The sequence below is a fragment of the Rhizobium etli CFN 42 genome, from assembly GCF_000092045.1.
GTDB classification, from domain to species: Bacteria; Pseudomonadota; Alphaproteobacteria; order Rhizobiales; family Rhizobiaceae; genus Rhizobium; species Rhizobium etli.
The window spans coordinates 189,844-215,206 of record NC_007764.1; the positions used below are offsets into that span (position 1 = coordinate 189,844).

The window sequence follows — 25,363 nt, forward strand, 5'->3', positions numbered from 1 at the left end:
CCGTACTGGAGGGACCATGCATAGCGGCCTCGTCAATCCGATCGACTTTTCGCGTGAGGGCCGGCAGGCAGGCCATCTCGCCATTCCCTATTCGATCGACCTTTCGCCCTATTATCAGATCCGCATTCCGATCCTTCGCCTCAAAAATGGCGAGGGGCCGTCCCTGCTCTTGATGGCCGGCAACCATGGCGACGAATATGAGGGCGAACTGCAGCTCGGACGGCTGATGCGCCTGCTTGACGTCGCTGCCATTAGTGGCGCCATCACCATCCTGCCGGTGGCGAACCTGCCTGCGGTGATGGCGGCCAAACGCTGCTCGCCCTTCGACGGCGGCAACCTCAACCGGGCCTTTCCCGGCGATCCCGCGGGGGTGCCGACGGCGCGTCTGGCGCATTTCCTCGAACACGAACTCTTCCCGCGCCATGACGTCATGCTCGACCTGCATTCGGGCGGCACGTCCATGGCGCACCTGCCCTGCACGCTGATCGAGCGGCAGGCCGATGCCGCCCGTTTCGAGCGGTCGGTCGCGCTGATGCGGGCAATGGGCGCATCGCATGCCTTCATCGCCGACAATGGCCCGGCGGCGCCGACATCGATGGGGGCTGCGGCTAGGGCCGGCATTATCGGTCTTTCCGGCGAGTTCGGCGGCGGCGGAACCGTGACGCCTGCGACGATGTCCTTCACTGCGGCGGCGATCGACCGGCTGCTTGTGGCGCTCGGCATTATCGGGCGTCCGGTCCTCTCCCGCGCTCCACTCGCGGAGCCCGGGCCGCTGCAGCTCCTGTCGCTATCCCGGCACAGCCAGGGCATCTATGCCGATCGCAGAGGCTGGTTCGAGCCGGCCGCAGCCCTTGGCGCCACCGTTTCGGTCGGCGATCTGGCCGGATGGTATCACGATTTGGAACGCCTTGAGCAGCCGGAGGAAGAGCTGCGCTTTGCCGAGGGCGGCATCGTCATTTCCCACCGGCTGCATTGCGACAGCCAGGCCGGCGATTGCCTGATCCAGGTCGCCGAACCGATTGCCGCTTAGCAAATCCCGTCGACCGCCGCCCTGACCCAGTCGAGACGTTTTGCCGGGATCAGGCCGTAATTGTAGAAGTTTACGCCGTCGGCGCCGGCTTCGACGGCCGCCTTGGTGCGGGCCGTCAGCACCGCGGCTTCACCGACCTCTGGATAGAAGACGCGCAGGCCGACGCCGAGGAATTTCTCCGTCCCGATCGCCGCCCGGCCGGCGCGGATGACATCGCCGATGGCATCCGGCGTCATGTCGTAGCAGCAGAGGATCGCCCCGTCGCAGGTCTTGCCGACGGCTGAGAGATCGACGCCGCCGAGCCAGCCGTCCTTCAGGTCGATCAGCACGATCCGGCTCGCCGGATCGGCCGCCGCCTTGATCTCGTCGATCAGGCTGATCACCGGTTCGCTGCGCCAGGCGAGATAGGCATGCAGATCGGGATGGTGGCGGAAGGCATCGATGCCGGCTGCCGGGAAATCCGGGAACTGCCGTTCCGGCACTGCCCGTTCGCAGAGTTCCGCAATGAAGCGCGCCGCCGATCGGCGCGCACCTTCGACCGGCACGGCGGCCTTCGCGGCGCGCGCTGTGCAATGGTCGCAGAAGCAGAGCGACAGCAGGAAATCGTCTTCGGCATTCAGGCCGACGCCATCCTTCTCGTGATGGTATTCATGCGCGAAGCCCATGAAGTTCGGGCTTTCGAGCTCCACCATGTCCGGCCGATAATTCACCGTGATGTCGCGGACAAGGGTGACGGCATAGGCGCGCGCCGCCGGGCTGGAGGGGCAGAGATTATAATAATTGCGATTGCCGAAGGCGTTTCGCGTCACGTGGTCAGGATGCAGCATGCCGAGACGGCTGTTGTGGAGGCAGACCGTCCAGCAGGAGACCCGCAGACCGGTTTCGTCGCGTCCCCTGGTCAGCGCCTCCAGCATGTCGCCGCGCTCGGTGACATTCCCCGCCATCAGCGGCCGGATCAGCCTGTCCTGCCACAGGCTCTCGTCTGGCCGGAAGTAGACCGTCCCGTCCTCGGGAAAATAGGCCTTCTGCTGCGGGCTGCGCGGCTGCAGGAAACGGCCGGCATGATAGGAGGTCGCCATGCTGATCGTGTTGAGACCGGCGCGATTGCGAAGCTCGGCGGCAATCACATCGAGCCCCTGGTCCTGGATATCCCAGGGGTAAGTCCACATGGAAAGGTGCATGGCGCGCTCCGCTCAAGTCTGTCCACTTTATAGAACATGTGTCCATAATAGTGTCCAGAGTGCCGTGCGCGCTCCAGCTTTTCGCCGCTCCTTGTCAAATCTCGACGACAAGGCCCTTGGCTTTCAGCACCGGCGCCAGATTGCTGACCTCGATGACCGATTTCCCCGCCTTGTAGGCGGTGATATAGCCGGCTTCGGCATCCTCGCGAGCCTGCGAAAGCCTTGCTGCTTCCTGCGCTTCCTGCCTGCGCACGACCACCAGGCCGTCAGCATCGCCGACGATGATGTCGCCGGGATTGATGGTTTCGCCGCCGACGATGATCGGGTCGTTCACCGCCGCGATGGTTTCCTTCACCGTGCCCTTGATGCAGACGCTGAGCGAGAAGACGGGGAAACCGAGTTCCCTGAGCTGCAGCGTGTCGCGCACGCCGGTATCGGTGACGAGTCCGCCGATGCCTTTGGCAAGGCAGGCATTGGCGAGCACATCGCCGAAGGACCCGGCTTCCTCGTACTCGCCCGCCGAGACGACGATGATATCGCCGGGCTTTGCGTAGTTTATGGCGAGCTGCAGCATGATGTTGTCGCGCGGCGCGCATTTGACCGTAAAGGCCGGACCACACAGTTTCATGCGGTAATCGACGGGCTTGAGGCGGGAGGAAAGCGCGCCGCGGCGGCCCTGGGCCTCGTGGATCGTTGCCGGCGAAAATTTGGAAACGGCTTCGATGGCGGCTTTGTCTGGCCGTTCGGGGATATCTTTTATATGGATCATGGATGCCTCACATCGTTGACCGACGGCGGGGCATGTCCCGCCGTCCGAATGCGTTTGGGAATGATCATCGGAGAATGCCGAGGCCGGCTGGCCTTACGGGATCGGCTCGAATTTCAGCTCGGAGAGCGGCACGACCTTGTCGGTGCGGGTCATCTTGTATTCGGTATTCGGGCCGAGCCATTTGTCCCAGATCTTGTTGATCTCGCCTGATGCGTCGAGCTTGTGCAGGATTTCGTTGATCTTGGCCGTCAGCTTCGGCTGATCCTTGGCCATGCCGATGCCGATCGGCTGATAGAGCATCGGCTCCTCGATCATCCGCATTTCCTTGCCCTTGCTCTTCGATTCATTGACGAACTTAGTCGTCGTCATGGTGTTGGCCACCATGCCGCGCGCCTTGCCCTGCTGAACGGCGAGATAGGCCGAGGCGGTATCCTGGAAGGTCAGCGGCTCGGACTTGTTGAGCTTGATCGACATTTCCGAGGTCGAGCCCTTGGTCGAGGCGATGCGCTGGCCGGCGTAATCGGCCTTCGACTTGCCGGCATCGTCGGCCGGCACGATCAGCATCTCCTTGGCGAGATAATAGGGATCGCTGAACTGGATCTGTTCGGCGCGGCTTAGCGTATAGGCAAGGTTGGCGACGGTGATGTCGACGCGGCCGAGCTTGACTTCGGGCACGCGGGCTTCGACCGAAACCGGCTTGATCTCGGCCTTGACGCCCAATTCCTTGGCGATGGCGCCGCAGAGGTCGACGTCGAAGCCGGCCATTTCGCGGGTCTTCGGATCGGGAGAGGCGAAGGGAGGAACGTCGGCGAACGTTGCGCAGCGCAAGGTCTTCGCCGACATGATGGTGTCGAGCTGATCGGCCTTTGCGGGCACGGCGGCCGCCATGCCGGCAAATGCGACCGTGAGGCTCAGGTATTTCCAGTTCATTGCTGTTCTCCTTTGTTTTTGATCGTTGGTATCAGTGCCTGAGATCAGCGAGGAAACGCTGAGCCCGGGGATGGCGCGGATTGCTGAAGAAGTCTTCGGGGGTCGCCGTTTCGATGATCTGGCCGGCATCGATGAACCAGATCCGGTCCGCGACCTCGCGCGCGAAACCCATTTCATGGGTGACGCAGAGCATGGTCATGCCTTCGGAAGCCAAACTCTTCATGACGGCGAGCACTTCGCCGACCATTTCCGGATCGAGCGCGCTCGTCGGCTCGTCGAACAGCATCACCGGCGGTTCCATCGCAAGCGCACGGGCGATCGCCACACGCTGCTGCTGGCCGCCCGACAACTGACCAGGATAGGCCCGGGCCTTGTCGGCAAGGCCGACCCGATCGAGCAGCTTGAGGGCTTTTTCATGCGCGATACCAGGCGCCACGCCTTGCACCCGGATGGGCGACATCGAGACGTTTTCGGCGACCGAAAGATGCGGAAACAGGTTGAAGTTCTGAAAAACGAAGCCGATCCGGCTGCGCATCGCGTTGAGTGCCTTCGCCCGCATCGAGGCGTGAATGTTCTGCCCGTCGAGCGTGATCGATCCGCTGTTGATCTCCTCGAGGCGATTGATCGTGCGGATCAGCGTCGATTTTCCCGAACCGGATGGACCGCAGATGACCACCACCTCGCCGCGCGCCACCTGCGCATCGATGTCCTTCAGGACGGGATAGTCGCCATAGCTCTTGCAGACTCGTGAAAGCTGGATCGTCTGCGATTCCTGCCTTGAAGCGGACATGGTCATAGCTGCTCCGATACGATTTTCGACGGCGTGACCACGGCGGCGGGGACGTTGAGGAGCCCCGCACGCCGCCGCGTGATGCGCCGCTCGAGGCGATTTGCGAAGTAGGTCAGCGTCCAGCAGATGGCGAAGTAGACGATCGCCAGGATGAGGAAGACCTGGAAAGGCTGCGTCAGCAGCTGATTGTTGACCTGGCTTGCGGCAAAGGTCAGGTCCGGCACGTTGATCACATAGCCGAGCGTTGTGTCCTTGATCGTCGAGACGAAGGTCGAGAGGATGCTCGGGATCATGTTGTAGAGCGCCTGCGGCAGGATGATGTAGCGCATGGCGCCCACGTAACTGTGGCCGAGCGCCCGCGACGCATCCATCTGGCCGGGTCCGAGGGCGACGATGCCGGCACGGACGACTTCGCTCAGGAACGCGCTCTGATAGACCACCAGCGTCGTCAGCATGGTGACGAAGCTCGGCACGTCGGCGCCGGTCAGCAGCGGCACCAGGAAATAGCTCCACAGGATGAGCATCAAGAGCGGCACGCCCCGGGTGAAATAAACAAGGGCGGTGACCGGCCAGCGCAGCAGTGGCGCTTTGGAGAGCCGCGCCATTGCAAACAGGATGCTGATCGGAAAAGCGAGAGCGATGCTGAGCGCCGAGAGGATCAGCGTATTGGCGAGCCCGCCGAGCGGTCCGTTCGGATATTGGCCGATCAGGAGCAGCAGCCAGTAGTCGCGGACGATGGCGATCATGTCGTGGATCATGCGCGCGCACTCCTGGCAGGATCCGCGCGCATCGACAGATAGGCGCCGATGCTCATGATCACGAGCGAGAAGAAGAGGTAGAGAACCGTGCCGATTAGGTAGATCTCGAAAGTGCGGAAGCTGAGGTTTTCGATTTCCTTGACGGCATGGGTCAGTTCCGACGCGCCGATGACGACGGCGAGGCTGCTGTTCTTGAACAGGGAGACACTGTGATTGATGAGCGGCGGCAGCGCGTTGCGCACGCCCTGCGGCATGATGACGAACCGCATCGCCGAGACGTAACCGTGGCCGAGAGCGCGGGCTGCCTCCATCTGGCCGGGACCAACCGAGCGCACGCCCGAACGAAGGTCTTCGCTGAAATAGGCTGCCTGGCAGAGCCCGAGCCCGATCACCGCGAAGATCGCCTCGGCATTGTGGCTTGCGAGCCAGGTCGCCACCCCGTTCGGCATCAGGGTGAAAATCCCGAAATACCACAGCATCAGCTGAACCAGGGTGGGGACGTTGCGGTGGTAGGATACGTAAGCGGCGACCAACGGATCGCCGAAGCGGAAGGGCGACAGGCGCACAGCCAGCAGCAGAAGTGCGAGCGCCATCGCCAGCGACCAGGACCCGGCATAGATGATGAAGGTCATCTCGATGCCATGCAGCAGCATGGCGGCATATTCGGGATTCCCCAGGATTGCCGAAAGGTCGAAGCCGCTCACGAGCCTGGCTCCCCGGATGGATCCGCCTTCGGCTGCGGCCTTGCGGTCTGCAGGCCGCCCATGACCTGCAGCGTGGGCGTGATCTCCATGTGTCCGATGTTGACGGCGACGGGCGCCGATATGGCGAAGGCGATCGCGTCGGCGATATCGGCCGCTTCAGGCAGTTCGAAACCGGCGATGAATTTTTCCCGGATGCTCGGATCATCGCCGTGGACGTGATTGAAAATATCAGTGGCGACCCGGCCGGGGCAGATTTCGGTGACCCGCACCCGCTTGCCGAACGCGTCGATGCGCAGCTGGTTGGACAGCATGCTCACGCCGGCCTTGGTGGCGTGATAGGAGGAGTTGCCGCCGAAATTATAAGCGCCGGCGATCGACGAGATGTTGATGACATGGCCGCGGTCGCGCGCCACCATGCCCGGCACGACGAGGCGGCAGATGTGCAGAACCGCCCGCAGATTGACGTCGACGATGAGATCGATATCGCCCTCGTCGGCTTCCAGGAACTTCTTCGGCCGGTCGACGCCGGCATTGTTGACGAGAATGTCGAACTCGACCCGACCTGCGAGTTCGGCCATCGCCTGACGGTCGGTCACATCGATAGCATGGGCAATGCAGCCCGTGCGTTCTGCCAATTGCTGCAGCGCTTTGGCGCTGCGGGCAACGGCATGGACCTCGATATTCTCCCGGCGAAGCCGCTCGACAACGGCTGCGCCGATTCCGGAGGATGCGCCGGTTACCAGTGCGGTCTTGTAGTCGGAGAATGGCATTGTCGTTCCCTTGTTGTTGATCGAGAGAGTAGCGAAGCTTTAACCCCTTGCCTAAGACCGATTATCTCTGGAGCAATAAGCAACAGTTATGGAGCAGGCGCGGCCTGCCGAAGAAGAGAAAGCGGCGATTTTGGTATCTCTCGCGGCCTCGCTTCAGGCCGTGTCGCGTTGCAAAAGCAATGCGCCTCTGCAAACATGCCATCCGCAGATCAGAATGGTACCCCGATCCCCATGGACATCAGACGCCTCAAATCTTTCATCGTGATCGTCGACAGCGGCAGCATCACGCGAGCGGCGGATCTTTTGCATATCGCCCAGCCGGCTCTGAGCCAGCAGCTCGCGGCGCTGGAGGAGCATTTCGGCCATAAGCTGCTGATCCGCAGCCAGCAGGGCGTCAGCATGACCGATGCCGGGCACGCGGTATATCGCCATGCCCAGATCATCCTTCGGCAGATGGAACAGGCGCAGGCCGATGCATCGGCGGCGGGCAATTCGCTTGCCGGGCGCGTCTCGGTCGGTCTCGTGCCGTTCAGCAGCGCGGCGACGCTTTCCGTCGACCTTTTGGCGGAAACCCGCAAACGGCATCCCGGCATTCTGCTGCACCTGACCGAAAGCGTTGGCCAGACCTACAGCCAGATGATCATGAACGGCCGGCTGGAAATGGCGCTTCTGCATGGAACCGGACCGATCAAGGGCGTGCGCTTCGAACCGATCCTCAGCGAAGAGTTTTTCCTGGTCGCCCATCGCGACTTTGCCATCGAAGCGGATGCGAAACCCGTTCCGGTCCACGCTCTCGACGGAATACCGCTGCTGCTGCCGCCGGCCTATAATTTCGTCCGCCGGGCGGTCGATACCGCCTTCAGCCGCACGCGCACCAATCTGAAGGTCGTGGCGGAAGTCGAAATCGTCCGCACGCTCGCCCGCGCGGTCGGTAGCGGCCTCGGCGCGACGATAATGCCGAAGGCGATTGCCGATCGCATCGTCTCGGAATCGAGCGAGCCGCTGATCTGCCGGCTCGTCTCGCCGCGTATCGATGAAACCCTGTCGCTCTGCGTTTCCGAGCAGAACCCGCTGTCGGAGCCGGCGCTTGCCGTTCGCGACATCCTTCTCGAGTTGACGGCGCGGCTGAAAGCTTGAGGTAGCTGCCGGTCAGCGCATATCCTTGCAGAACTGAGCGATGCGCGCGCAGCCTTCACTGAGTTTTTCCATGCTTGTCGCGTAGGAAATACGGAAGAAGGGGCTCATTCCGTAAGCCGCGCCTTGCACGGTCGCGACGCGATGTTCGTCCACCAGCGCCATGACGAAATCGATGTCGGTCTCGATCTTGCGCCCGCCCTTGCTGGTCCTGCCGATCAGCCCCGATATGTTGGGGTAGATATAGAAGGCGCCGTCGGGCCGGTGACAGCGCAGCCCTTCCACCTCCGACAATTTGTCGAGGACGAAGTCGCGTCTTTCCTTGTAGATCGCCGCACGCTCCTTCAGGAGGTCCTGAGGTCCGTCGAGTGCCGCGGTTGCCGCCGCCTGGGTAAGCGTCGCGATGCCGCCGCCATTCTGGCCGTTGACGTTGCTGACAGCCGAGATCAGCTCTTTCGGCCCGGCGCAAAAGCCGAGCCGCCAGCCGGTCATCGCGTAAGCCTTGGAGACGCCGTTCATCGTCAGGACGCGATCGTACAGTCTCGGCTCGACTTCCGCGATCGTGCAGAACTGGAAGTCGTCATAGACGAGGTGCTCGTAGATGTCGTCGGTCATGATCCAGACGTTGGGGTGTCGCAGCATGACCTCGGCGATGGCGGCCATCTCCGCCCGGGAGCAGGCTGCTCCGGTCGGATTGTTCGGGAAATTTAGGAAGAGCCATTTGGTGCGCGGCGTGATCGCCGCCTCCAGATCCTCCGGGCGAAGCTTGAAGCCGGTCTGCTCGTGGCAGGGGACGGCAACCGGCACGCCGCCGGCGAATTTGACGATGTCGGCATAGCTGACCCAGGAGGGCGTCGGGATGACGACCTCGTCGCCCGGATTGCAGGTCGCCAGCATGGAGTTAAAGATCACCTGCTTGCCGCCGCCGGAGACGACGATCTGGCTGGCATCATAGTCGAGATTGTTGTCGCGCTTGAACTTTTTGATGATGGCGGATTTGAGCGCCGGCGTGCCGTCCATCGGTGGATATTTCGTATCGCCGGTAAGCGCTGCCGCATGGGCCGCCTCGATCGCGTGCGCCGGAGTGGGGAAATCCGGCTCGCCGGAGGAGAGGCTGACGACCTTGATCCCTTTGGCGGCCAACTCGCGGGCGCGCTGGGTCATGGCGGCGGATGCTGAAATGGAGACGTTTTTCAGGCGGTCGGCGATGACGGACATCGGTATGGTCCTTCGATGAGGGATTGAGACGAGAGACCGCCCGCAGGCGATCGGGATTGCGTTATTCAGCGAGTTCGGCGGCAGGTGCGAGGGTGGCGCCCGTGGCTTCGATTTCACCGCGCACGATGCCGGCAAGCTCGAGGGCGCCCGGCGTGTCGCTGTGAACGAGGATGGAGCGCGCCGGCATGGCGATTACGCCGCCGTCAATCGTCTCGACGCTGCCGTCGAGGAGGAATTTCCGCACACGGGCGCGTACGGCGGCTTCGTCCTTGATGACGGCACCCGGCAGTCCGCGCGCTACAAGCCTGCCGCCGGCGTCATAGGCCCGATCCGCGAGGAAAAGCGCCAGCGTTTTGAGGCGCGCGCGTTTCGCCGCCTGCTCGATCTCGCTGCCTGACGTGACGAAGACGACGAGACTGGGATCGACGGTTTCGATCGCATCCATCATCAGGTCAGCGAGGACAGGGTCGCGGTTGACCATATTGCCCATGGCGGCATGGAAGCTGATATGAGAGACGGTGACCTGCTCGACTTTGGCGATCGCCATCAGCGCACCGAGTTGGTAGAGCATCTGCTGGCGAAGCTCGTCCGCCTGGAAGGGTATTTCACGCCGGCCGAAGCCCAGCCGGTCGGGCAGGCCGGGATGGGCGCCGATGCCGACGCCATTCTGTTTTGCCAGCCGTACCATACGCCCCATCGTTTCGGGGTCGCCGCCGTGGAAACCGCAAGCGATATTGGCCGAGGAGACGATTTTCATCATCGCTTCGTCATCGCACAGCCGGTAGGGACCAAATCCTTCGCCCATGTCGGAATTTAGATCGATCTTCATCCGTTCCTCCTTTTGCCTCCCTTAGGCCATCGCCTTCAGGGCACGCTTGACCATCCCGGATGTCAGCCTGACATCCTCGACATAGCGGGTGACGGCCTGTTCGATCGCGCGCGCTTCCGCATGCGTCGAGCGGACGAATTTCAGGCGGGCGCCGATGCGAGCCTGACCGAGCCGCCAGAGGTCGCATTCGATCACGCCGGCGATCTTCGGATAGCCGCCGGCGGTATTCGCATCGCTCATCTGCACGATCGGTTCGCCGCCGGGCGGAACCTGGATCACGCCGGGCACGACGCCATGAGAGCGCATCTCGATGGTGGCGGTCGGCGTGATCGGCTCGCCGGAGAGGCGGTAGCCCGTGCGGTCGCTGCGCGAGGAAATCCGCCAGATCTGGCTCCAGAAGGCTTCACCGTCTCCGGCGAAAAGACCATGCTCGCCGGCAGGCAGGGCGCGGATCGGCAGCACGCCATCGACGGGCGCCGGGAAGACCTCATGCAGTGCCACGGCCGGCTCGATGACGGCGAGGCCCGGCAGCATGGCAATCTCCAAGTCCTCGCCGACCGCGATCCGATCGCCCTTCGCCAGCGGCCGGCCGGCATTACCGCCGAAGCCGCCGCGCAGCGACGTGCTTCGCGACCCCATGACGACGGGAATGTCCAGCCCGCCCCCGACCGAAATATAGGCGCGCGCCAGCCGCGGGGGCTGCTTCAATTCGAGAACCTGTCCGGGCTCTGCCACATAGGCGCACCAGGGAATGAGTTCCGATCCATTAAGGTGAGGATTGCCGTCTGTACCGGTCACGGTAAAGACGGTGCGGCTCTCGAAACGCAGGCTGAACGGGAAGGTCTGCACCTCGATAACCGCGGCATTCTCGTCATTGCCGACGAGAATATTACCGATCCTGACCGCAAGCGGATCCATCGCGCCGCTCGCCGACACGCCGATATCACGATAGCCGGGGCGTCCCAGATCCTGCACCGTGTTGAAGGGCCCGCTTTCCAAGATCTCGATCATAGCTCGATCCTCGCTGGCAGGAACCGCACCGTGTCTCCGGGCGCCATCATGGCAGGGTTCGGCGCGGTCGGATCGAACATCTCAAGCGTCGCGAAGCCGATGGAATTCCAGCCATTGGGGCCGGTCAGCATGGCGACGCCGGTTTGCATGCCGCCGATGGTCACGCAGCCCTTCGACATCTTCAGCGACGGCACGGTCTTTCGCGGCATGTAGATGCGCGGATCGAGGCCATGCAGATAACCGAAACCCGGCGCGCTGCCCAAGGCGAAGACACGATACGTGGCTTCATGATGGATGCGGACGACCTCGTGATCGCTCAAGCCGGAGAGATCGCAAAGGGCCGGAAGATCGGTCGCATGTTCGCCGCCGTAATGGACGGGGACCTTAATGGTCTTGCCGTTGAGATCGATGCTCTGCGCATTCTCCCATGCCTCCAGCAGCCGGGCGACCACCGCATCGGGATCTTCGGGCGTCTCCTTGAAGATCACCAACAGATTGGTCATCCCGGGAATATTTTCGGCAAGGTCATCCCAACCCCTCACCGTCCGGGACAGCGCCCAGATCCGCCGCTGCGCGATGAGATTGAAATCGCCTGGCGCCTCCAGCAGGAAGGATCTAGCGCCGATCGAGGAAACGCGCGCCCGGCTTCGGGTGGCCGGAACGATTTCGCGTCGCGATGCAGGTCTGTTCGTCGTGGCGATCATGATGGCAGCTCGATTTCGAACAGAGGGTCACCGAAGCCGACCAGGTCGTCGGGCTCGACGAGCAGCCTGGTCAAGACACCGGAACGGCCGCCGCGAAGCGGAAGCAGCACATGCCCTACCCTGATGAAGCCGAGCACACTGGCATCGGATACAAAGCGCGGCAGAGTTTGAGGCGTGACGGCCGCGGGATGTTCGGCGCAGAAATGCCCTGCCATCGGCGCCTTCACGACTTCAGGTGCTGAGCCGGAAGCGCGGGGTGTGCGTTTCTGTCCGCTGATCCGGGCGCCGCCCTCCCGTGAAATGACGATACGAAGCTGCCCGTCCGGCCGGGAAATTTCGACGCCCGCCACTCTGGCGGCCGTCAGCGCGTCGGTGAGGAATGCGACGGTTGCGGGATCGCTGAAGTCGATGGCACTCATGCCGCCGTCCTCCGCAGCTTCAGCCACTGCTCGAGATAATGGATATCGGTCTCACCGCGCGCGAATGCGTGGTCCTCGAACAGGGCGCGCAGGAAGGGGATATTGGTGGCGATGCCCTCGATCTCGGTGCCGGCAAGCGCCTCGCACATTCTGGCCATTGCTTTGGGCCGCGTCGGCGCGTGGACGATCAACTTGGCGATCAGCGAATCGTAATAGGGCGACACCTTGTAACCGGGGTGAATATGGGTATCGACGCGGATGCCGGGCCCCTGCGGCAAAGCCAGATGCGTGACGACACCAGCCGACGGCAGGAAGGTGTCGGGATCTTCGGCGTTGATGCGGCATTCGAAAGAATGGCCTTCGCAGATCACCTCGCTTTGGATGAGGTTCAGAACCTCACCCTGGGCCGCCTTGATCTGCGCCTGAACGATATCGAGTCCGCTCGTCATTTCGGTGACGGGATGCTCGACCTGAAGCCGCGTGTTCATTTCGATGAAATAGAAAGCGCCGTTCTCATAGAGAAATTCGAAGGTTCCAACGCCCCGGTAGCCGATCTGCCGGCAGGCCTCGACGCAGGCCATGCCGACCGGCCGGATGATGTCGGGCGCGATTCCAGGCGCCGGCGCCTCCTCCACAACCTTCTGGTGGCGGCGCTGCATCGAGCAGTCCCGATGCCCCAGCCATACGGCATTGCCGTAGTCGTCGCAAAGAACCTGTATCTCGATATGGCGCGGATGCTGGAGGAACTTCTCCATATAGAGCGAGGGTGAGCCGAAAGCCTTGCGGGCTTCTTCCCGGGTCAGTGCGATTGCTTCATGCAACTGGTCGGCCTTCGGAACGACGCGCATGCCGCGCCCGCCGCCGCCGCCTGATGCCTTGATGATGACGGGATAGCCGATCTCCAGCGCGAGCCGCTCGACCGATGCGGGATCATCGGGCAGCGCCGTGTCCGGCCCGGGAACGCAAGGCACGCCAGCCGCCATCATCGCCCGCTTCGCCGCGATCTTATCGCCCATCGTTGCGATCGACGAAGCCGTCGGACCGATGAAGACCAGTCCTGCCTTTTCGACGGTGTCGGCGAATATCGCATTTTCCGACAGAAAACCGTAACCGGGATGAATGGCGTCCGCACCGGTCAGGCGCGCCGCGAGAAGAATGGCATCCTGATTGAGATAGCTCTTCGTCGCACTCGAAGGGCCGATGCAGAGAAACCTGTCCGCAGTTTTGCCATAGGGTGCTTGCCTGTCCGCCTCGGAGCAGATGGCGACCGTCTTGAGGCCGAGCTCGCGACAGGCGCGCTGGATCCGTGCTGCGATCTCGCCGCGATTGGCAATGAGGACAGTATCGAAGCGGCGCCCAGAGACAGCGGATTGTTGAGATGTTTCCGGCATCAGACAATCTCCGCCAGCAGGTCGCCGGTGTCGACCTCGCCCCCGTCTTTTTCGGTCAGGCGCATGATGCGCCCGGCCCGCGGTGCGGTGATCGTGTTGAAGACCTTCATCGCCTCGATGATGAAGAGCGTCTGCCCCTCCTCCACCACGTCTCCGATCGCGACAAATGGCGGTTCTCCGGGCGCCGGGGCCTTGTGCAGAACGCCGAAAACAGGCGCCGTCACCGCATGCGAGGTTTGCTCGACGCCCGAGGGCGCACTAGCGATCGGTCTCGGCTTTTGCTCGGGTTCGGCGACAGCCTCCTGGCCCGCCGCCGTTCGGAAAATCCGAACCGTCACGTCCTTTTCCGTCACGGTCAGCTCGGTAATGTTCGATCGTCCGACAAAATCGATCAGCGTCTTGATCTTCGAGAGGTCCATGTGCGTGCCCGGAATTTCAAAATTCCACCGCGCATAGCCGAAGTTTCAGATCGCCCGGTGTAGTGATTTCGTAGCACGACGGGCGGATTGATGGGGTCAGACGAAGTTTTGATGGAGCGCAGTCCGCGCTCTGTAAGCGATATCGCCGTACGTTCTTATGGCAGTCGACGCCTGCGCAAAGCGTTTTTGAAGGCGGCGCCTCCCCATCGCGCCTTTGTCACAGCCTATCTACCGGTCGCACCCGTTTGAAGGCGCGACTGGCAGACAGACTGCCAAGACAATGCTGGCCAATTGATCAACTCGGATTGAGATGATCTCTCAAGACTCAGACGATCAAAAATCCTTGTATGGCGCTCTTCTGGCCATTCAGTTTTATCACAACCCACAAGGGTGGGTCGGGTTTATCTTTGGTGGTATCGGTAGGTGGAGCGCCGAGCGCCGGCTTGGCGACGACTGGCCATACCTTGTCTGTGCTCGTAGCAGAGTCATCCCGAAGGACTTCGACGTCAACTCTGTCGCTGCCGTCCTGCTTGGTAGATACATATACATCCATCCCCTCACCGAAGCCGTGGCCTATGAGCGTGAACGGCGTTCGTGTGCGGAGCGGAGCTTGCACAGGCTTGGGGTCCAACCGGACAATTTGAAGAGTAGTTTTCGCGGGCATGTTAACCTCCCGGGTCCATCCCTATCCGTAAAATCAATCACCATCGCCCGATCTGCGAGGGATGAATCCACCTGATCTCGACATGACGCCGCCGGAGCGGGACAAGGCGCCGCCCGACCTGGACAATCCACCGCTCGCCATTCCTCGAGGATCTGTCGAGGCCTCAGCCGCGAGCAAGATTTGCTCTAGACTTCCCGTTTGGGCATCAAGCCTCATCGAGATATCGTCCTTCTCATAGATCCAAACCTTCATATCCCTGGCGAGAGCCCCGATTTGGGAGCCGAGACCTGTTCGTGCACTCGATCCTGGGGACCGAGACAACCTGTCGTATTCAATATCGCCATCGACATTCCGCGGAGGGGGATCGTCGGGATTCAGGCCGCTGCCGTGGACAACGAAGATAGCGGGTCGGCTCAATTCAACGAAAGTTCCCTCGAAAGAGAAAGCGTAGATTCGCGCGAGAGTCGCGTCGTCCGTGCTGAGTTGGCCCCTCAGAAAACCATTCGCGCCTAATGGATTTCCCATCAGCGGCTGATAAACGTCGCCTCGCAAAAGAAGGTCACTCAGTTCACGGCCGAAGAGATACACTGCTGATACGCCTAATAAGGTTTCATTGTCTGCCACGTCTGCCTCCATCTACCTGGTTATTGACCGATACCTGATCTCGACAGCAGAACTTTCTCGCGATAGCTCATCTTCGGAAGCTTCAGATGATCTCTCGGCAGCAAGATTCGCGCAGAGTGAAAATGGCTGTGATGCTCACCGCCCTTGAGGTGTGCGCCGGCATGCAGCTCGCCGATCGCTCGCCGCCCGAAGTTCCTGCTGATGATCCCGGCGAATTGGCCGCTACTTTCCTTCCGATCAACTGCAAGCATCGTTTCCGCGACGTCGCCGTAGTCCAGAAAATCGGGAGCAAGAGCCCACAAGGTTTCCGCCAGATACGTGCCGGCGATGTCTCGTGCATCGAGCAATGCTTCGACAAATCCATCCGGGTTCCGCGCAAAAGCGCGGTCGAAAGCGAGCTGTACCGGCGCCTCGGCAGCCGGGTCGAACTCGGCAATATCCGAGAGATCTTCGACGTTCCGGGAGATAAGGCCTCTCGCTACCAGGCTCTCGTGAAAAATATCGACGAGTATATCGAATATCGCACCGGTGAGTGGCTGGGAGAGCTCGTGTTCGTCCTTCCAGCCACGCGCGAATTCGGCCATCGTCCGTTTGTTGTTTGCCGAACGAATCTGACGATGCGGCGAGAATTCCGAAAAGCGCGCGAGGCGATTTGCCCGGTAAAGGTTGCCGCACGTCTCCTCGAGTACATTCTCGATCACCGACGGAAAATGCATGGCCGCGATCAGCGACACGCAGTCTGAGAAGGACTCCTGGAAGCCGAGATATTCCGGATACTCGGTGCCCGGGCGCGGTACCCCGAGGATGCTGAAGATGATCGCGTGCCCCACCTCATGGGCGATGACATCGAAATCCAGGCTGAAGGGAAGGATGCGCCCATCCTTCTCGAACTGGCTGCCGACTTCAAGGAAGCCGTAGCCGTACTGGGCATTGTCCCACTGTGGGAAAATGGAGATTTCCAACCGGTCATAGTGATCGCGAAAATGCCACGTAAGCGGCTGGCCGAGATAGCGCTCCCACACATCGAGTGTGAACCGTACGCAGCCGAAGACATGCGCGGCTTCGAAACCGGGCATCGAAGGTCGGAGATAGTCAAAATTGCCGCGCTCATCGGGATCGGCCGGCTCGAGGATTTTGCCGGTCCAAGGCGGAAGGGACATATAAGGCGTTCCGAGCGGGCCCCGGTTTACGCCATAGGGATAGATTTTGCCGACTGGTTCGACAACAAACATGCAATCGTCGGCCGGACCAGCGGTCAGGCTGCCCAACGGAGACGACACTTCGACAATCTCGGGACTTGATCGAGCATCTTCAAATGGAGGCTGCACAAAAAGTCTGAACCGGGTGCCCATTCGCTCCCCCCTCAAAAGACTTTCATGATTGCCAGTTTAAGTTGACATTCGGCGCTCGCGGCGGATTTATCAAGTAATGAAATAGTATTATTGGCTTATTCAGACAGTGAAACCAGTTTCAAATAGCGCGGGTGACTACGGATGGGATCGAGATCGGAATCATTCTTGAACCATAGCCGCATTTCGATGCCGACTTGCGGCATCCAGACTTCAAGCAAGTCTATCGCCCGATCGATCTCGCCAAGAAGTGCATAAGTGCAGGCGGCGTTGTACTGAATGTTTATATCGTCGGGATCCGTCGCCAGGGAGCGCGCCAACCATTCCAGCGCCGTGTCGCGAACACCAAGGAAGGCCAGCGCCGTCGCTCCCAGGCAGGCAACATTGGCATTCTCCGGATGGAGCCGCAGTTCCTCCTCCGCCCTTTTCAATGCGATCCTGGCATAGCTGCTGGCCTTATCTATTTGTCCGAGTGAACGTAAGACGTTCACAAGCATGATCGGTGCACCGTAGTCGGCAGGTTTGATTTCCATCGCCCGCTGAAAGTGCGTAGCCGCGAGTTCGAACTGACCTTCGGTGACGCAAAATTCGGCATAGTAGCGGTTCGCCTCGTGGCAATTGGCGTCGAGCGACAAAGCTTGCGCGAATGCGGAAACTGCCTCGGTGCGATTGCCGGCCACCGCCAATGCAAATCCCTTGGCCGCATAGGCCTCCGCCAGATTGGGATCGATAACGAGCGCCGTCGCCGTGTTTGCAAGAATATCCTCCACCGGAATTTCAGCTCCGAATTGAGACCGCAGGCGCGCATCGCAGACCGCGATGCCGGCATAGGCGCGGGCATAACCCGGATCCAGTTCGATGGCTCTGGCGAAGCTCTGCCTGGCCATCAAATGGTTGGAGCGTGAGGCAATATGGTAGTATTCGCGCCCCCGGAGGAAATGCGTGTAGGCCTCAACGCTCTCTGTCGGCGCCTGCTCGATTGCCCTCTTCTCCTCCGGCAGCAGCTTGACCTTGAGCTGCCCGACGATTGCCTTTACGATCTCGTCCTGCATTTCGAAAATGTCCGTCAGGTCGCGGTCGTAACGCGCGGCCCAGACATGGCCGTCGCTGGCTGCTTCAATCAATTCCGCATTGATCCGGACCTGATTGCCTGCCTTGCGGACGCTGCCCTCCACAATATAGGCAACGCCGAGTTCCGCAGCGATACGTTGCAGGTTTTCGCTCCGGCCCTTCCATGTAAAGACGGTGTTGCGGCTTAGCACGAACAGGCCTGAAACATTCGACAGATCAGTGATGAGATCTTCGGTGATGCCGTCGCTGAAGAAATCCTGCTCGGGATCGTTGCTGATGTTGGCGAATGGCAGAACTGCAACCGACGGCTTGTTGACCGGCGCCCGTGTGTGTCCGCCTGCGGTAAGCGGGACCTCTTCACTGGAGGGGGCATTGCCCCAATCGGCAAAATAGACATGGACCGGTCGGGATATATTCTTGACGGTCATGGCGCCCTGGTCTGCGAAACCGAGGTCGAGCTTGTTGGCGACTTCGTGGCGCACGGCCGCCGAACAGGCAATACCGCCGGGGGCTGCAAGAGCCTGCAGCCGGACCGCGACATTAATGCCGTCCCCATGAAAGTCATCCTCGTCGAAAACGATGTCGCCGAGATTCAAGCCGATGCGGAACGCAAAGTGCCTGTCCCCCGGAATCCCTATGTTGCGCTCCAGCATGCCGCGCTGGATTTCGACAGCGCAGCGTGCCGCACTCAGCACGCTGCCGAACTCGACCAGGAAACCATCGCCCATGACCTTGATTATATGTCCGCCATGGATTGCGACAGCAGGATCGAAGAGCTCTCGGCGATGCTGACGAAGGGCGTTGAGCGTCTCCTCTTCGTTGGCTTCCAGGAGGCGGCTATAGCCTACCACATCGGCAGCCAGAATAGCCGCCAGCCGACGTTCAACAAACTCTGCGCACATGCCCGTCTCCCAACGCGCTGGTGGCAATACTATTCAGTTCAAGAAGCTAGCCAGTAATGTTGCCGGACGATTGTATTACTGACAACTAAAATCTCCCTCTCGGCTGTAAGAACCGCCGGAGCCACTTGAGAATTTGAGTGGAACTTCAGAATTGATGGTGCGGCCCCTCATCAGGGGGGCGCCGATTCCGGCGCGTCAAGTCTTTGCAACGGCGATGCTCTCCCGCAGGATAAGCCTGCTGCGGATGACGGTGCGCAGCGTTGCCGGGTTATGCGCCCGGCCAATGGCGTCGAGCAGAAGTTCCACCGCCGCGCGGCCCATCTCTTCCACGGGCTGCTCGATCGTCGAGAGTGGCGGCGCGGAGAATTCGCAGACCGGAGAGCCGTCGAAGGAAACAACGGACAGATCATCGGGAATACGCAAGCCTACACGCTTGATGCGACTGATGAATGAAATGGCCATGTCATCGCTCGTGGCGATAACCGCCGTCGGTTTCTCGGCCAGCTTCGTGAAATCATCCGCCGCCTGAACGCCGATGTCGAAGCCGTGCTGATAATCGAGGCGACCGCCCGAGCGACGCACCGCCTGCCGCGGCAAGCCGGCTGCATCGAGCGCCTCGAGCACGCCGCCATAGCGCTCGACATCGTGATAATTGCCTTCAGGGCCTGCAAGATAGAAAAACCGCCGATGCCCCAGACGAACGAGCTCGGCCGTGACGTCGCGCACAGCCTCGCGATCGTTGGTAACGACGCTCTGCAGGCCCGCATCGCTCATGTCGAGCAGCATCGACACGATGGGCAGGCCGGAATTTGCCAGCGAACGCCCGTCGACCTCCGGAAGCTTCGACGACAGAATAATGGCGCCGCGCACGCTGCCGCCGAAGGCGAGATCGAGAATGTGCCGCTCGGAGGCCTCGTCGCGATCAAGGTTGGCGATCATCAGATTATAGCCGCCCTGGATCAGCGTTTTGTTGATGCTCTGCAGGACCTGAGGAATGATCTGGGAGACGCCATAATAAAGCGATCCTGGCAGGATGATCATGATGATGTTGGATTTTCCGATCCTCAGTCCGCGCGCCATCGCGTTCGGCGTGTAGCCGAGTTGCCTGGCGGCCGCATTGATCTTGGTGCGGGTCTTCTCGTTGACCCGTCCGGGATTGGCAAGCGCCCGGCTGACCGTCGATATCGCGACACCGGCGAGCCGCGCAACGTCAGCCATCAGCGCCCCGGACGGCTCCTCTCCCGCCACATCTTTGTTTTTATTCACCTTTAATTACGTCTCCGGGATGCTTCGATTTGCAATTCTAAGGCAGGTGACGGTTTATAGCAAACGTTTGCCAAAAATTGCTTGCTAAAAAAACCAGCTTGGCTATCATCTAAGTATGGCAAACGATTGCCATTTTTAATACGTTGAAAATGCACAACTTATTGAATGCGGAGCCGCTGTTTCGCATGCAGGCGGGTCGTGCCCGTGAGAATGGATAGGTTATGGCCAGTGACGACAGACTACGCTTCGGCGTTGATCTTGTGACGTTCTTCCATCCCGGCTTCTGGGGCGTCGACAGCCATGATGCGATTGTCGGCCGTGCACGCGCCGCGCCGCGCGCCTTCTGGGACAAGATCCTCGACAGCGTCCAGGCTTCCGGCGTCACCGGCGTCGAGTTGACCTTCTCACCCTTCAACTGGCAGGACGCTATCAAGACCTATGGTTCGATCGATGGGTTTGCCGCCGAACTGGCAAGGCGCGGACTGACGCTTTGCAGCGGATTCTTCGCAGAGCTCGAGGCAGCGGGAGACTTTACCGCCCCTGAAGCCCAGCGCGCGCTGATCGACAAGGCGGAACGATATGCCGATTTCCTGAAAGCCTGCGGCAGCGACATCATGGTGATTGGCGCCCCGTTACGCCAAACTCTCGGCGCCCAGCCGGTGCAGTTCCACGATTTCGACCGTGCCAAGGCAATCGCCGATTTCCTCAATCGGCTTGGCGCGACCCTCCATGCCAGAGGCGTCCGGCTCGCGCTGCACACGGAGGCGCACTCGATCTTTGCCGCCGCGCGCGACGTCGACCTGATGATGCTGCTGACCGATCCGGCCTATGTGCATATGTGCCCGGACACCGCCCATATCATCGTTGCCGGCTCCGACCCCGTCCAGTTGGTTGACCGTCATCACGAGCGCATGATCATCGCCCACTGGAAGGATGCGGTCGGCCCGATGCCAGCCGATACCCCGATCGACAAGCAGATCCATGAACGCCACCAGCCCTATTTCTGCGGCTTTGGCCTCGGACGCGTCGACTGGCCGGCCTGGATCCGGCTGTTGCGCGACAAGGCCTATGAAGGCTGGGCAATCCTCGAACTCGATGCCGCGCCCGATCCCGTCCGCGACATCGCCAACGGGCTCACGCTCGTCCGGCAGGCGCTCCTGCCGATTTATCGCTGAGATCATTCCGAAGACGACAAACGCCCCGCCAAGAGGGCATTTTCAAGAGGTGGAACAATGAAGACCATGATGAAGCTCTTTCTTGCCGGTGTGGCTTTCGCCGGTCCCATCGCCGCGGCGCATGCCGAGGACAAGCCGACGATCGAGATCATGTCGTCCTGGACGTCGGGCGGCGAAGCGGCAGCCTTGAACGTCATCAAGACGGAATTCGAAAAGCGCGGCGGCATCTGGAAGGATTCCTCCATTGCCGGCTTCGGCGCTGCCGATGCCGCCTTCCAGAACCGCATCGTCGCCGGCGACGCGCCCGGCGCCAAACAGGGCGTCATCGGTCTTGCTGCCGCCGATTTCGTCAGCCAGGGTCTTTTCAACCCGATCGACGACGTTGCTGCCGCCGGCAAATGGGCCGACGTCTTGCCGAAATCGATCAGCGCTCTCATTTCCTATGATGGCAAGGTCTATCTCGCGCCGACCGGCGCCCATGGCGAAAGCTGGGTCTTCTATTCCAAGGAGGCCTTCGACAAGGCCAGTATTGCGCAGGAACCGAAGAGCTGGGACGAGTTTTTCGCTGATCTCGACAAGCTGAAGGCCGCCGGCCTTATCCCGGTCGCCTGGGGCGGCCAGCCCTGGCAGCAGACCAAGGTCTTCAACATGATCCTGCTCTCGCAGGTGGGGAGCGACGGCTTTCTGAAGATCTATGCAGACAAGGACAAGAGCGAGGCATCCGTCGACGGCGTAAAGAAGACTCTCGAAATCCTTGGCAAGCTGCGCGGTTATGTCGACGCGGGTGCGGCGGGCCGCAACTGGAACGATGCGACAGCCATGCTGATCACCGCCAAAGCCGGCGTGCAGTTCATGGGCGATTGGGCCAAGGGCGAATTCACCGTTGCCGGCAAAGAGCCTGGCAAGGATTATGGCTGCATGATCGCTCCCGAATCCAGAGGCATGGTCTATATCGCCGACTCCCTGTGGTTCCCGAAAACCGGCAATGCCCAGGCCGACAAGGCGCAGAAGCTTCTCGCCGAAGTCGTCATGGACCCGGCGATCCAGGTCGAATTCGCCCTTAAGAAGGGCTCTATCCCGATGCGCTCCGACGTCGACAAGTCTAAACTCGACGTCTGCGCGCAGAAGGGCGTCGAGCTGATGAGCGCCGGCGCGATCGTGCCCGATCAGGCGATCGTGCTCACGCCGCAGCAGGTCGGTTCGCTCGACGATTTCGTCGACGAATATTGGAGCGGCGGCTCGAACGACGCGGCGGCTGCGGCCGAGAATTTCTTCGCCATCTTCGAGTAGGATCGTGTCCGTGGCGTCGGACTGTCTCCGACGCCACGGCTTCCGCGCTGCGTGCTCCGCGGCGGCGCGTGTTCCGCTTTCCATCCGACAACGAGCTGGCCGATGTCCGTCAAACGCAAGCGCAATCTTTCCGCGATCATCGCCCTCTTGCCGACATGGTTTGCCGCGGTCGTGGTCTTCATCGGCACCATGGGCTGGTCGATAAGGCTGTCCTTCACCAATTCCACGCTCTTTCCGTCTTCGACCTATATCGGCTTCGCGCAATATTCGAAGCTCTTCGCCTCGGCCAAATGGCTGGCCTCACTGCAAAACGTCTTGATCTTCGGCGTCCTCTATGTCGCGGGCTGTCTGGTGCTCGGCTTTCTTCTGGCCGCCGCACTCGACCGCAAGATCCGTTTCGAAAGCGCCTTCAGGACGATCTTCCTCTATCCCTACGCCATGTCCTTCGTGGTGACCGGGCTGATCTGGCAATGGATGCTCAATCCGACGCTCGGCATCCAGGCGAGCGTGCGTTCGCTCGGCTGGGAAAGCTTCGTCCTCGACTGGGTGGTCAATCGCGACATGGCGATCTATGCGCTGGTGCTCGCCGGCGTATGGCAGGGCGCGGGGCTGGTCATGGTCATTGCGCTTGCCGGCATACGCGGCATCGAGGCCGAGCAATGGAAAGCGGCGCGCGTCGACGGCATCCCCGTCTGGCGCATCTATGTCTCGATCATCCTGCCCCAGCTCGGGCCGGCACTCGCCGCTGCCGGCATGCTGCTCGCCATGGGCGTGATCAAGACCTACGACATCGTCGTCGCCATGACCAATGGCGGCCCCGGCAATGCCACCGAGGTGCCGGCGAAATTCATCATGGACAATTTGTTCGGGCGCCAGAATCTCGGCCTTGCCACAGCAGGCGCAACGGTGCTCGTCCTCAGCGTCATCATCGCGGTCGCGCCATTTCGCTATGCGATGCACATGCGCAACCGGGCGGAGGGAGCGGCGTGATGAACCAGCCTCACCCGAACGGGCCGAAGCCGGCGAGGATCACGGCGGGACGCATCGGCCTTTATACCTTCCTGGTCGCCGCCGCACTTTTCTTCCTTCTGCCGCTCTATACGATGGTCGTCACCTCGCTGAAGTCGATGGACGAAATCCGGCTCGGGCAGATCTTTGCCCTCCCCGCCACGCTCGATTTCTCCGCCTGGGTGACCGCCTGGTCGGGCGCCTGCATGGGAACCGTCTGCGTCGGCATTCGCAGCGGCTTCTGGAATTCGGTGGCGATCACCGTTCCCGCGGTCGCGATCTCGGTCTTCATCGGTGCCGTCAACGGCTATGCGCTGTCGCTCTGGCGGCCGCGCGGGGCAAATGCGCTCTTTGGCTTGTTAATGGCCGGCGGTCTCATCCCCTACCAGATCTTCCTCTATCCGATGGTTCGCGCCATGGCGAATATCGGCCTCTACAATTCACTCGCCGGCATCATTATCGTCCACGTCATCTTCGGCCTGCCGCTGGTGACACTGCTCTTCCGCAACTATTTCGTCAGCGTGCCGGAGGAGCTCTGCAAGGCGGCGCGCGTCGACGGCGCTGGCTTCTGGCGCATCTTCTTCGAAATCATGCTGCCGATCGCCGTGCCTATGGTCGTCGTAGTCTCCATGCTGCAGTTCACCGGCATCTGGAACGACTTCCTGCTCGGTCTCGTCTTCGCCGGGCGCGACAACCTGCCGATGACCGTGCAGCTCAACAACATCGTCAATACCACGATGGGCGAGCGCACCTACAATGTGAACATGGCGGCGACGATCCTCACCGCCATCCTCCCTCTCGCCATCTATTTCCTGTCCGGCCGCTGGTTCGTGCGCGGCATCGCGGCCGGCGCAGTCAAGGGGTAACGCTTCCATGCAATCCGCCGTCTCCGTCAAGGACCTGAAGATCGCCTATGGCCACCATACGGTGATCGAGAAGATGTCGATCGACGTCGCGCCCCGCGAGTTCCTGGTGCTGCTCGGCCCTTCCGGCTGCGGCAAGTCCACGCTTTTGAACGCTATTGCCGGCCTGCAGGACATTACGGCGGGCGAGGTGTGGATCTCCGGCAGGAACGTCAGCTGGGAGGAGCCGAAGGATCGCGGCATCGGCATGGTCTTCCAGTCCTACGCGCTCTATCCGCGCATGTCGGTGCGCAAGAATCTCTCCTTCGGGCTCCGTGTCGCCGGCCTGCCCAAGGCCGAGATCGAAGCGCGCGTCACGCGCACCGCCGCCCTCCTCCACCTCGATACGCTGCTCGATCGGCGCCCTGCCGAACTATCAGGCGGTCAGCGCCAGCGCGTCGCCATCGGCCGGGCGCTGGTGCGGGAAGTGGATGTGTTCCTCTTCGACGAACCGCTGTCAAATCTCGACGCCAAGCTGCGCAACGAATTGCGCGTCGAGATCAAAAAGCTGCATCAGAGCCTCGGCAATACCATGATCTATGTGACTCATGATCAGGTCGAAGCGCTGACGCTCGCCGATCGCATCGCCATCATGCGCGACGGCGTGATCCAGCAGCTCTCCTCGCCGGCGGAGATCTACCGCCGTCCGGCCAACCTCTTCGTCGCCGGCTTCATCGGTGCTCCGGCGATGAATTTCATCGAGGGCCGGATCGAACGCGACGGCGCCTCGCCGGTCTTCCGGAGCAACGGGCTCGTCGTCGATCTCTCGGGATATGCTTTCCGGGCCGCGACGGCGGAAGGGCCTGTTACGTTAGGAGTTCGCCCCGAGCACCTTGTGCTCGACGGGGCGGTAAGCGGGCTGCCCACCATTCCTGGCCGCGTTTCCGTCGTCGAGCCGATGGGATCGGATACCGTCGTCTGGTTCGACTGGACGGAGCAGAGCCTCTCGCTTCGTTTTATGGGCGACATCGACGTCAAGCCCGGCGATGCCGTGGCTCCGGGCCTAGATATCGCCAAGGCGTCGCTCTTCGCTGCCGATGGGTCGCGGCTTTGAC

Annotated in this window: 26 protein-coding genes; 7 read left to right on the top strand and 19 right to left on the bottom strand. The window is 61.4% G+C overall.

From position 1 onward, the window contains the following. Positions 1–16: 16 nt before the first annotated feature. Positions 17–1,030 carry a succinylglutamate desuccinylase/aspartoacylase family protein gene (locus RHE_RS23735; RefSeq protein WP_011427803.1) on the top strand — a complete coding sequence of 338 codons (1,014 nt, stop codon included), beginning with the start codon at positions 17–19 and terminating at the stop codon, positions 1,028–1,030. Here the strand turns inward: RHE_RS23735 and RHE_RS23740 are convergent. From RHE_RS23740 to RHE_RS23770, 7 genes are all read right to left on the bottom strand, one after another. Next, positions 1,027–2,211, bottom strand: coding sequence for a hypothetical protein (locus RHE_RS23740; protein WP_011427804.1), 1,185 nt, complete (start codon positions 2,209–2,211; stop codon positions 1,027–1,029). The two genes, RHE_RS23735 and RHE_RS23740, sit on opposite strands and share 4 nt — an antisense overlap. Positions 2,212–2,305: 94 nt before the next feature. Further along, entirely contained in the window at positions 2,306–2,980 is a 675-nt protein-coding gene (locus RHE_RS23745) for a 4-carboxy-4-hydroxy-2-oxoadipate aldolase/oxaloacetate decarboxylase (protein WP_011427805.1), read from the bottom strand. A 93-nt stretch (positions 2,981–3,073) separates the two neighbouring features. Next, positions 3,074–3,910, bottom strand: a complete 837-nt coding sequence (locus tag RHE_RS23750) for an ABC transporter substrate-binding protein (protein ID WP_011427806.1) — start codon at positions 3,908–3,910, stop codon at positions 3,074–3,076. A 31-nt stretch (positions 3,911–3,941) separates the two neighbouring features. Then, positions 3,942–4,706: an amino acid ABC transporter ATP-binding protein gene (locus RHE_RS23755; protein WP_011427807.1), complete on the bottom strand. Its 765-nt coding sequence runs from the start codon at positions 4,704–4,706 to the stop codon at positions 3,942–3,944. Beyond that, on the bottom strand, positions 4,703–5,458 hold the full coding sequence (locus RHE_RS23760) for an amino acid ABC transporter permease (protein ID WP_011427808.1): 756 nt from the start codon (positions 5,456–5,458) through the stop codon (positions 4,703–4,705). The genes RHE_RS23755 and RHE_RS23760 overlap by 4 nt, the downstream gene beginning before the upstream one ends. After that, positions 5,455–6,162: an amino acid ABC transporter permease gene (locus RHE_RS23765; RefSeq protein ID WP_042119768.1), complete on the bottom strand. Its 708-nt coding sequence runs from the start codon at positions 6,160–6,162 to the stop codon at positions 5,455–5,457. Before RHE_RS23765 ends, RHE_RS23760 begins: the two co-directional genes overlap by 4 nt. Further along, complete coding sequence (locus RHE_RS23770; protein WP_011427810.1) at positions 6,159–6,932, bottom strand: SDR family oxidoreductase; 774 nt, start codon at positions 6,930–6,932, stop codon at positions 6,159–6,161. Before RHE_RS23770 ends, RHE_RS23765 begins: the two co-directional genes overlap by 4 nt. 231 nt (positions 6,933–7,163) lie before the next feature. On the opposite strand from RHE_RS23770, the gene nac reads away from it, so the two are divergent. Then, the gene (gene nac / locus RHE_RS23775) at positions 7,164–8,069 is read left to right on the top strand and encodes a nitrogen assimilation transcriptional regulator NAC (protein ID WP_011427811.1); all 906 of its coding nucleotides are present in this window, start codon (positions 7,164–7,166) and stop codon (positions 8,067–8,069) included. Positions 8,070–8,081: 12 nt separating this feature from the next. Here nac and RHE_RS23780 read toward each other — a convergent pair whose 3' ends face one another. The 12 genes from RHE_RS23780 to RHE_RS23835 form a co-directional block, all read right to left on the bottom strand. After that, positions 8,082–9,284, bottom strand: a complete 1,203-nt coding sequence (locus RHE_RS23780; protein ID WP_011427812.1) for a pyridoxal phosphate-dependent aminotransferase — start codon at positions 9,282–9,284, stop codon at positions 8,082–8,084. Between the two features lie 61 nt (positions 9,285–9,345). Beyond that, entirely contained in the window at positions 9,346–10,113 is a 768-nt protein-coding gene (locus RHE_RS23785) for a 5-oxoprolinase subunit PxpA (RefSeq protein ID WP_011427813.1), read from the bottom strand. A gap of 21 nt (positions 10,114–10,134) precedes the next feature. Next, entirely contained in the window at positions 10,135–11,124 is a 990-nt protein-coding gene (locus RHE_RS23790) for a 5-oxoprolinase subunit C family protein (protein ID WP_011427814.1), read from the bottom strand. Further along, positions 11,121–11,828, bottom strand: coding sequence for a 5-oxoprolinase subunit PxpB (pxpB, locus tag RHE_RS23795; protein WP_011427815.1), 708 nt, complete (start codon positions 11,826–11,828; stop codon positions 11,121–11,123). Before pxpB ends, RHE_RS23790 begins: the two co-directional genes overlap by 4 nt. Further along, positions 11,825–12,247 (bottom strand): acetyl-CoA carboxylase biotin carboxyl carrier protein, encoded by a 423-nt coding sequence (locus tag RHE_RS23800; protein WP_011427816.1) that lies wholly within the window; start codon positions 12,245–12,247, stop codon positions 11,825–11,827. The genes pxpB and RHE_RS23800 overlap by 4 nt, the downstream gene beginning before the upstream one ends. Further along, a complete protein-coding gene (gene accC / locus RHE_RS23805; RefSeq protein ID WP_011427817.1) occupies positions 12,244–13,638 on the bottom strand; it encodes an acetyl-CoA carboxylase biotin carboxylase subunit in 1,395 nt (464 codons plus the stop codon). Before accC ends, RHE_RS23800 begins: the two co-directional genes overlap by 4 nt. Then, entirely contained in the window at positions 13,638–14,057 is a 420-nt protein-coding gene (locus RHE_RS23810; RefSeq protein WP_011427818.1) for an acetyl-CoA carboxylase biotin carboxyl carrier protein, read from the bottom strand. The genes accC and RHE_RS23810 overlap by 1 nt, the downstream gene beginning before the upstream one ends. 325 nt (positions 14,058–14,382) lie before the next feature. Further along, complete coding sequence (locus RHE_RS23815; protein WP_042119771.1) at positions 14,383–14,721, bottom strand: hypothetical protein; 339 nt, start codon at positions 14,719–14,721, stop codon at positions 14,383–14,385. Positions 14,722–14,754: 33 nt separating this feature from the next. Then, positions 14,755–15,357, bottom strand: a complete 603-nt coding sequence (locus tag RHE_RS23820) for a hypothetical protein (protein WP_011427819.1) — start codon at positions 15,355–15,357, stop codon at positions 14,755–14,757. A gap of 8 nt (positions 15,358–15,365) precedes the next feature. Beyond that, positions 15,366–16,697, bottom strand: a complete 1,332-nt coding sequence (locus tag RHE_RS23825; protein WP_011427820.1) for a gluzincin family metallopeptidase — start codon at positions 16,695–16,697, stop codon at positions 15,366–15,368. Between the two features lie 95 nt (positions 16,698–16,792). Beyond that, positions 16,793–18,667, bottom strand: coding sequence for an adenylate/guanylate cyclase domain-containing protein (locus RHE_RS23830; RefSeq protein ID WP_011427821.1), 1,875 nt, complete (start codon positions 18,665–18,667; stop codon positions 16,793–16,795). A gap of 195 nt (positions 18,668–18,862) precedes the next feature. Beyond that, complete coding sequence (locus RHE_RS23835) at positions 18,863–19,933, bottom strand: LacI family DNA-binding transcriptional regulator (RefSeq protein ID WP_042119774.1); 1,071 nt, start codon at positions 19,931–19,933, stop codon at positions 18,863–18,865. A 221-nt stretch (positions 19,934–20,154) separates the two neighbouring features. On the opposite strand from RHE_RS23835, the gene RHE_RS23840 reads away from it, so the two are divergent. The 5 genes from RHE_RS23840 (at position 20,155) to RHE_RS23860 (ending at position 25,362) form a co-directional block, all read left to right on the top strand. Further along, the gene (locus tag RHE_RS23840; protein ID WP_011427823.1) at positions 20,155–21,108 is read left to right on the top strand and encodes a sugar phosphate isomerase/epimerase family protein; all 954 of its coding nucleotides are present in this window, start codon (positions 20,155–20,157) and stop codon (positions 21,106–21,108) included. A 57-nt stretch (positions 21,109–21,165) separates the two neighbouring features. Further along, positions 21,166–22,398 carry an ABC transporter substrate-binding protein gene (locus tag RHE_RS23845; protein ID WP_011427824.1) on the top strand — a complete coding sequence of 411 codons (1,233 nt, stop codon included), beginning with the start codon at positions 21,166–21,168 and terminating at the stop codon, positions 22,396–22,398. Between the two features lie 102 nt (positions 22,399–22,500). Beyond that, positions 22,501–23,388, top strand: a complete 888-nt coding sequence (locus RHE_RS23850; RefSeq protein WP_011427825.1) for a carbohydrate ABC transporter permease — start codon at positions 22,501–22,503, stop codon at positions 23,386–23,388. Beyond that, complete coding sequence (locus tag RHE_RS23855; RefSeq protein ID WP_011427826.1) at positions 23,388–24,272, top strand: carbohydrate ABC transporter permease; 885 nt, start codon at positions 23,388–23,390, stop codon at positions 24,270–24,272. The genes RHE_RS23850 and RHE_RS23855 overlap by 1 nt, the downstream gene beginning before the upstream one ends. A gap of 7 nt (positions 24,273–24,279) precedes the next feature. Further along, a complete protein-coding gene (locus tag RHE_RS23860; protein ID WP_011427827.1) occupies positions 24,280–25,362 on the top strand; it encodes an ABC transporter ATP-binding protein in 1,083 nt (360 codons plus the stop codon). The last annotated feature ends 1 nt before the right edge of the window (position 25,363 follow it).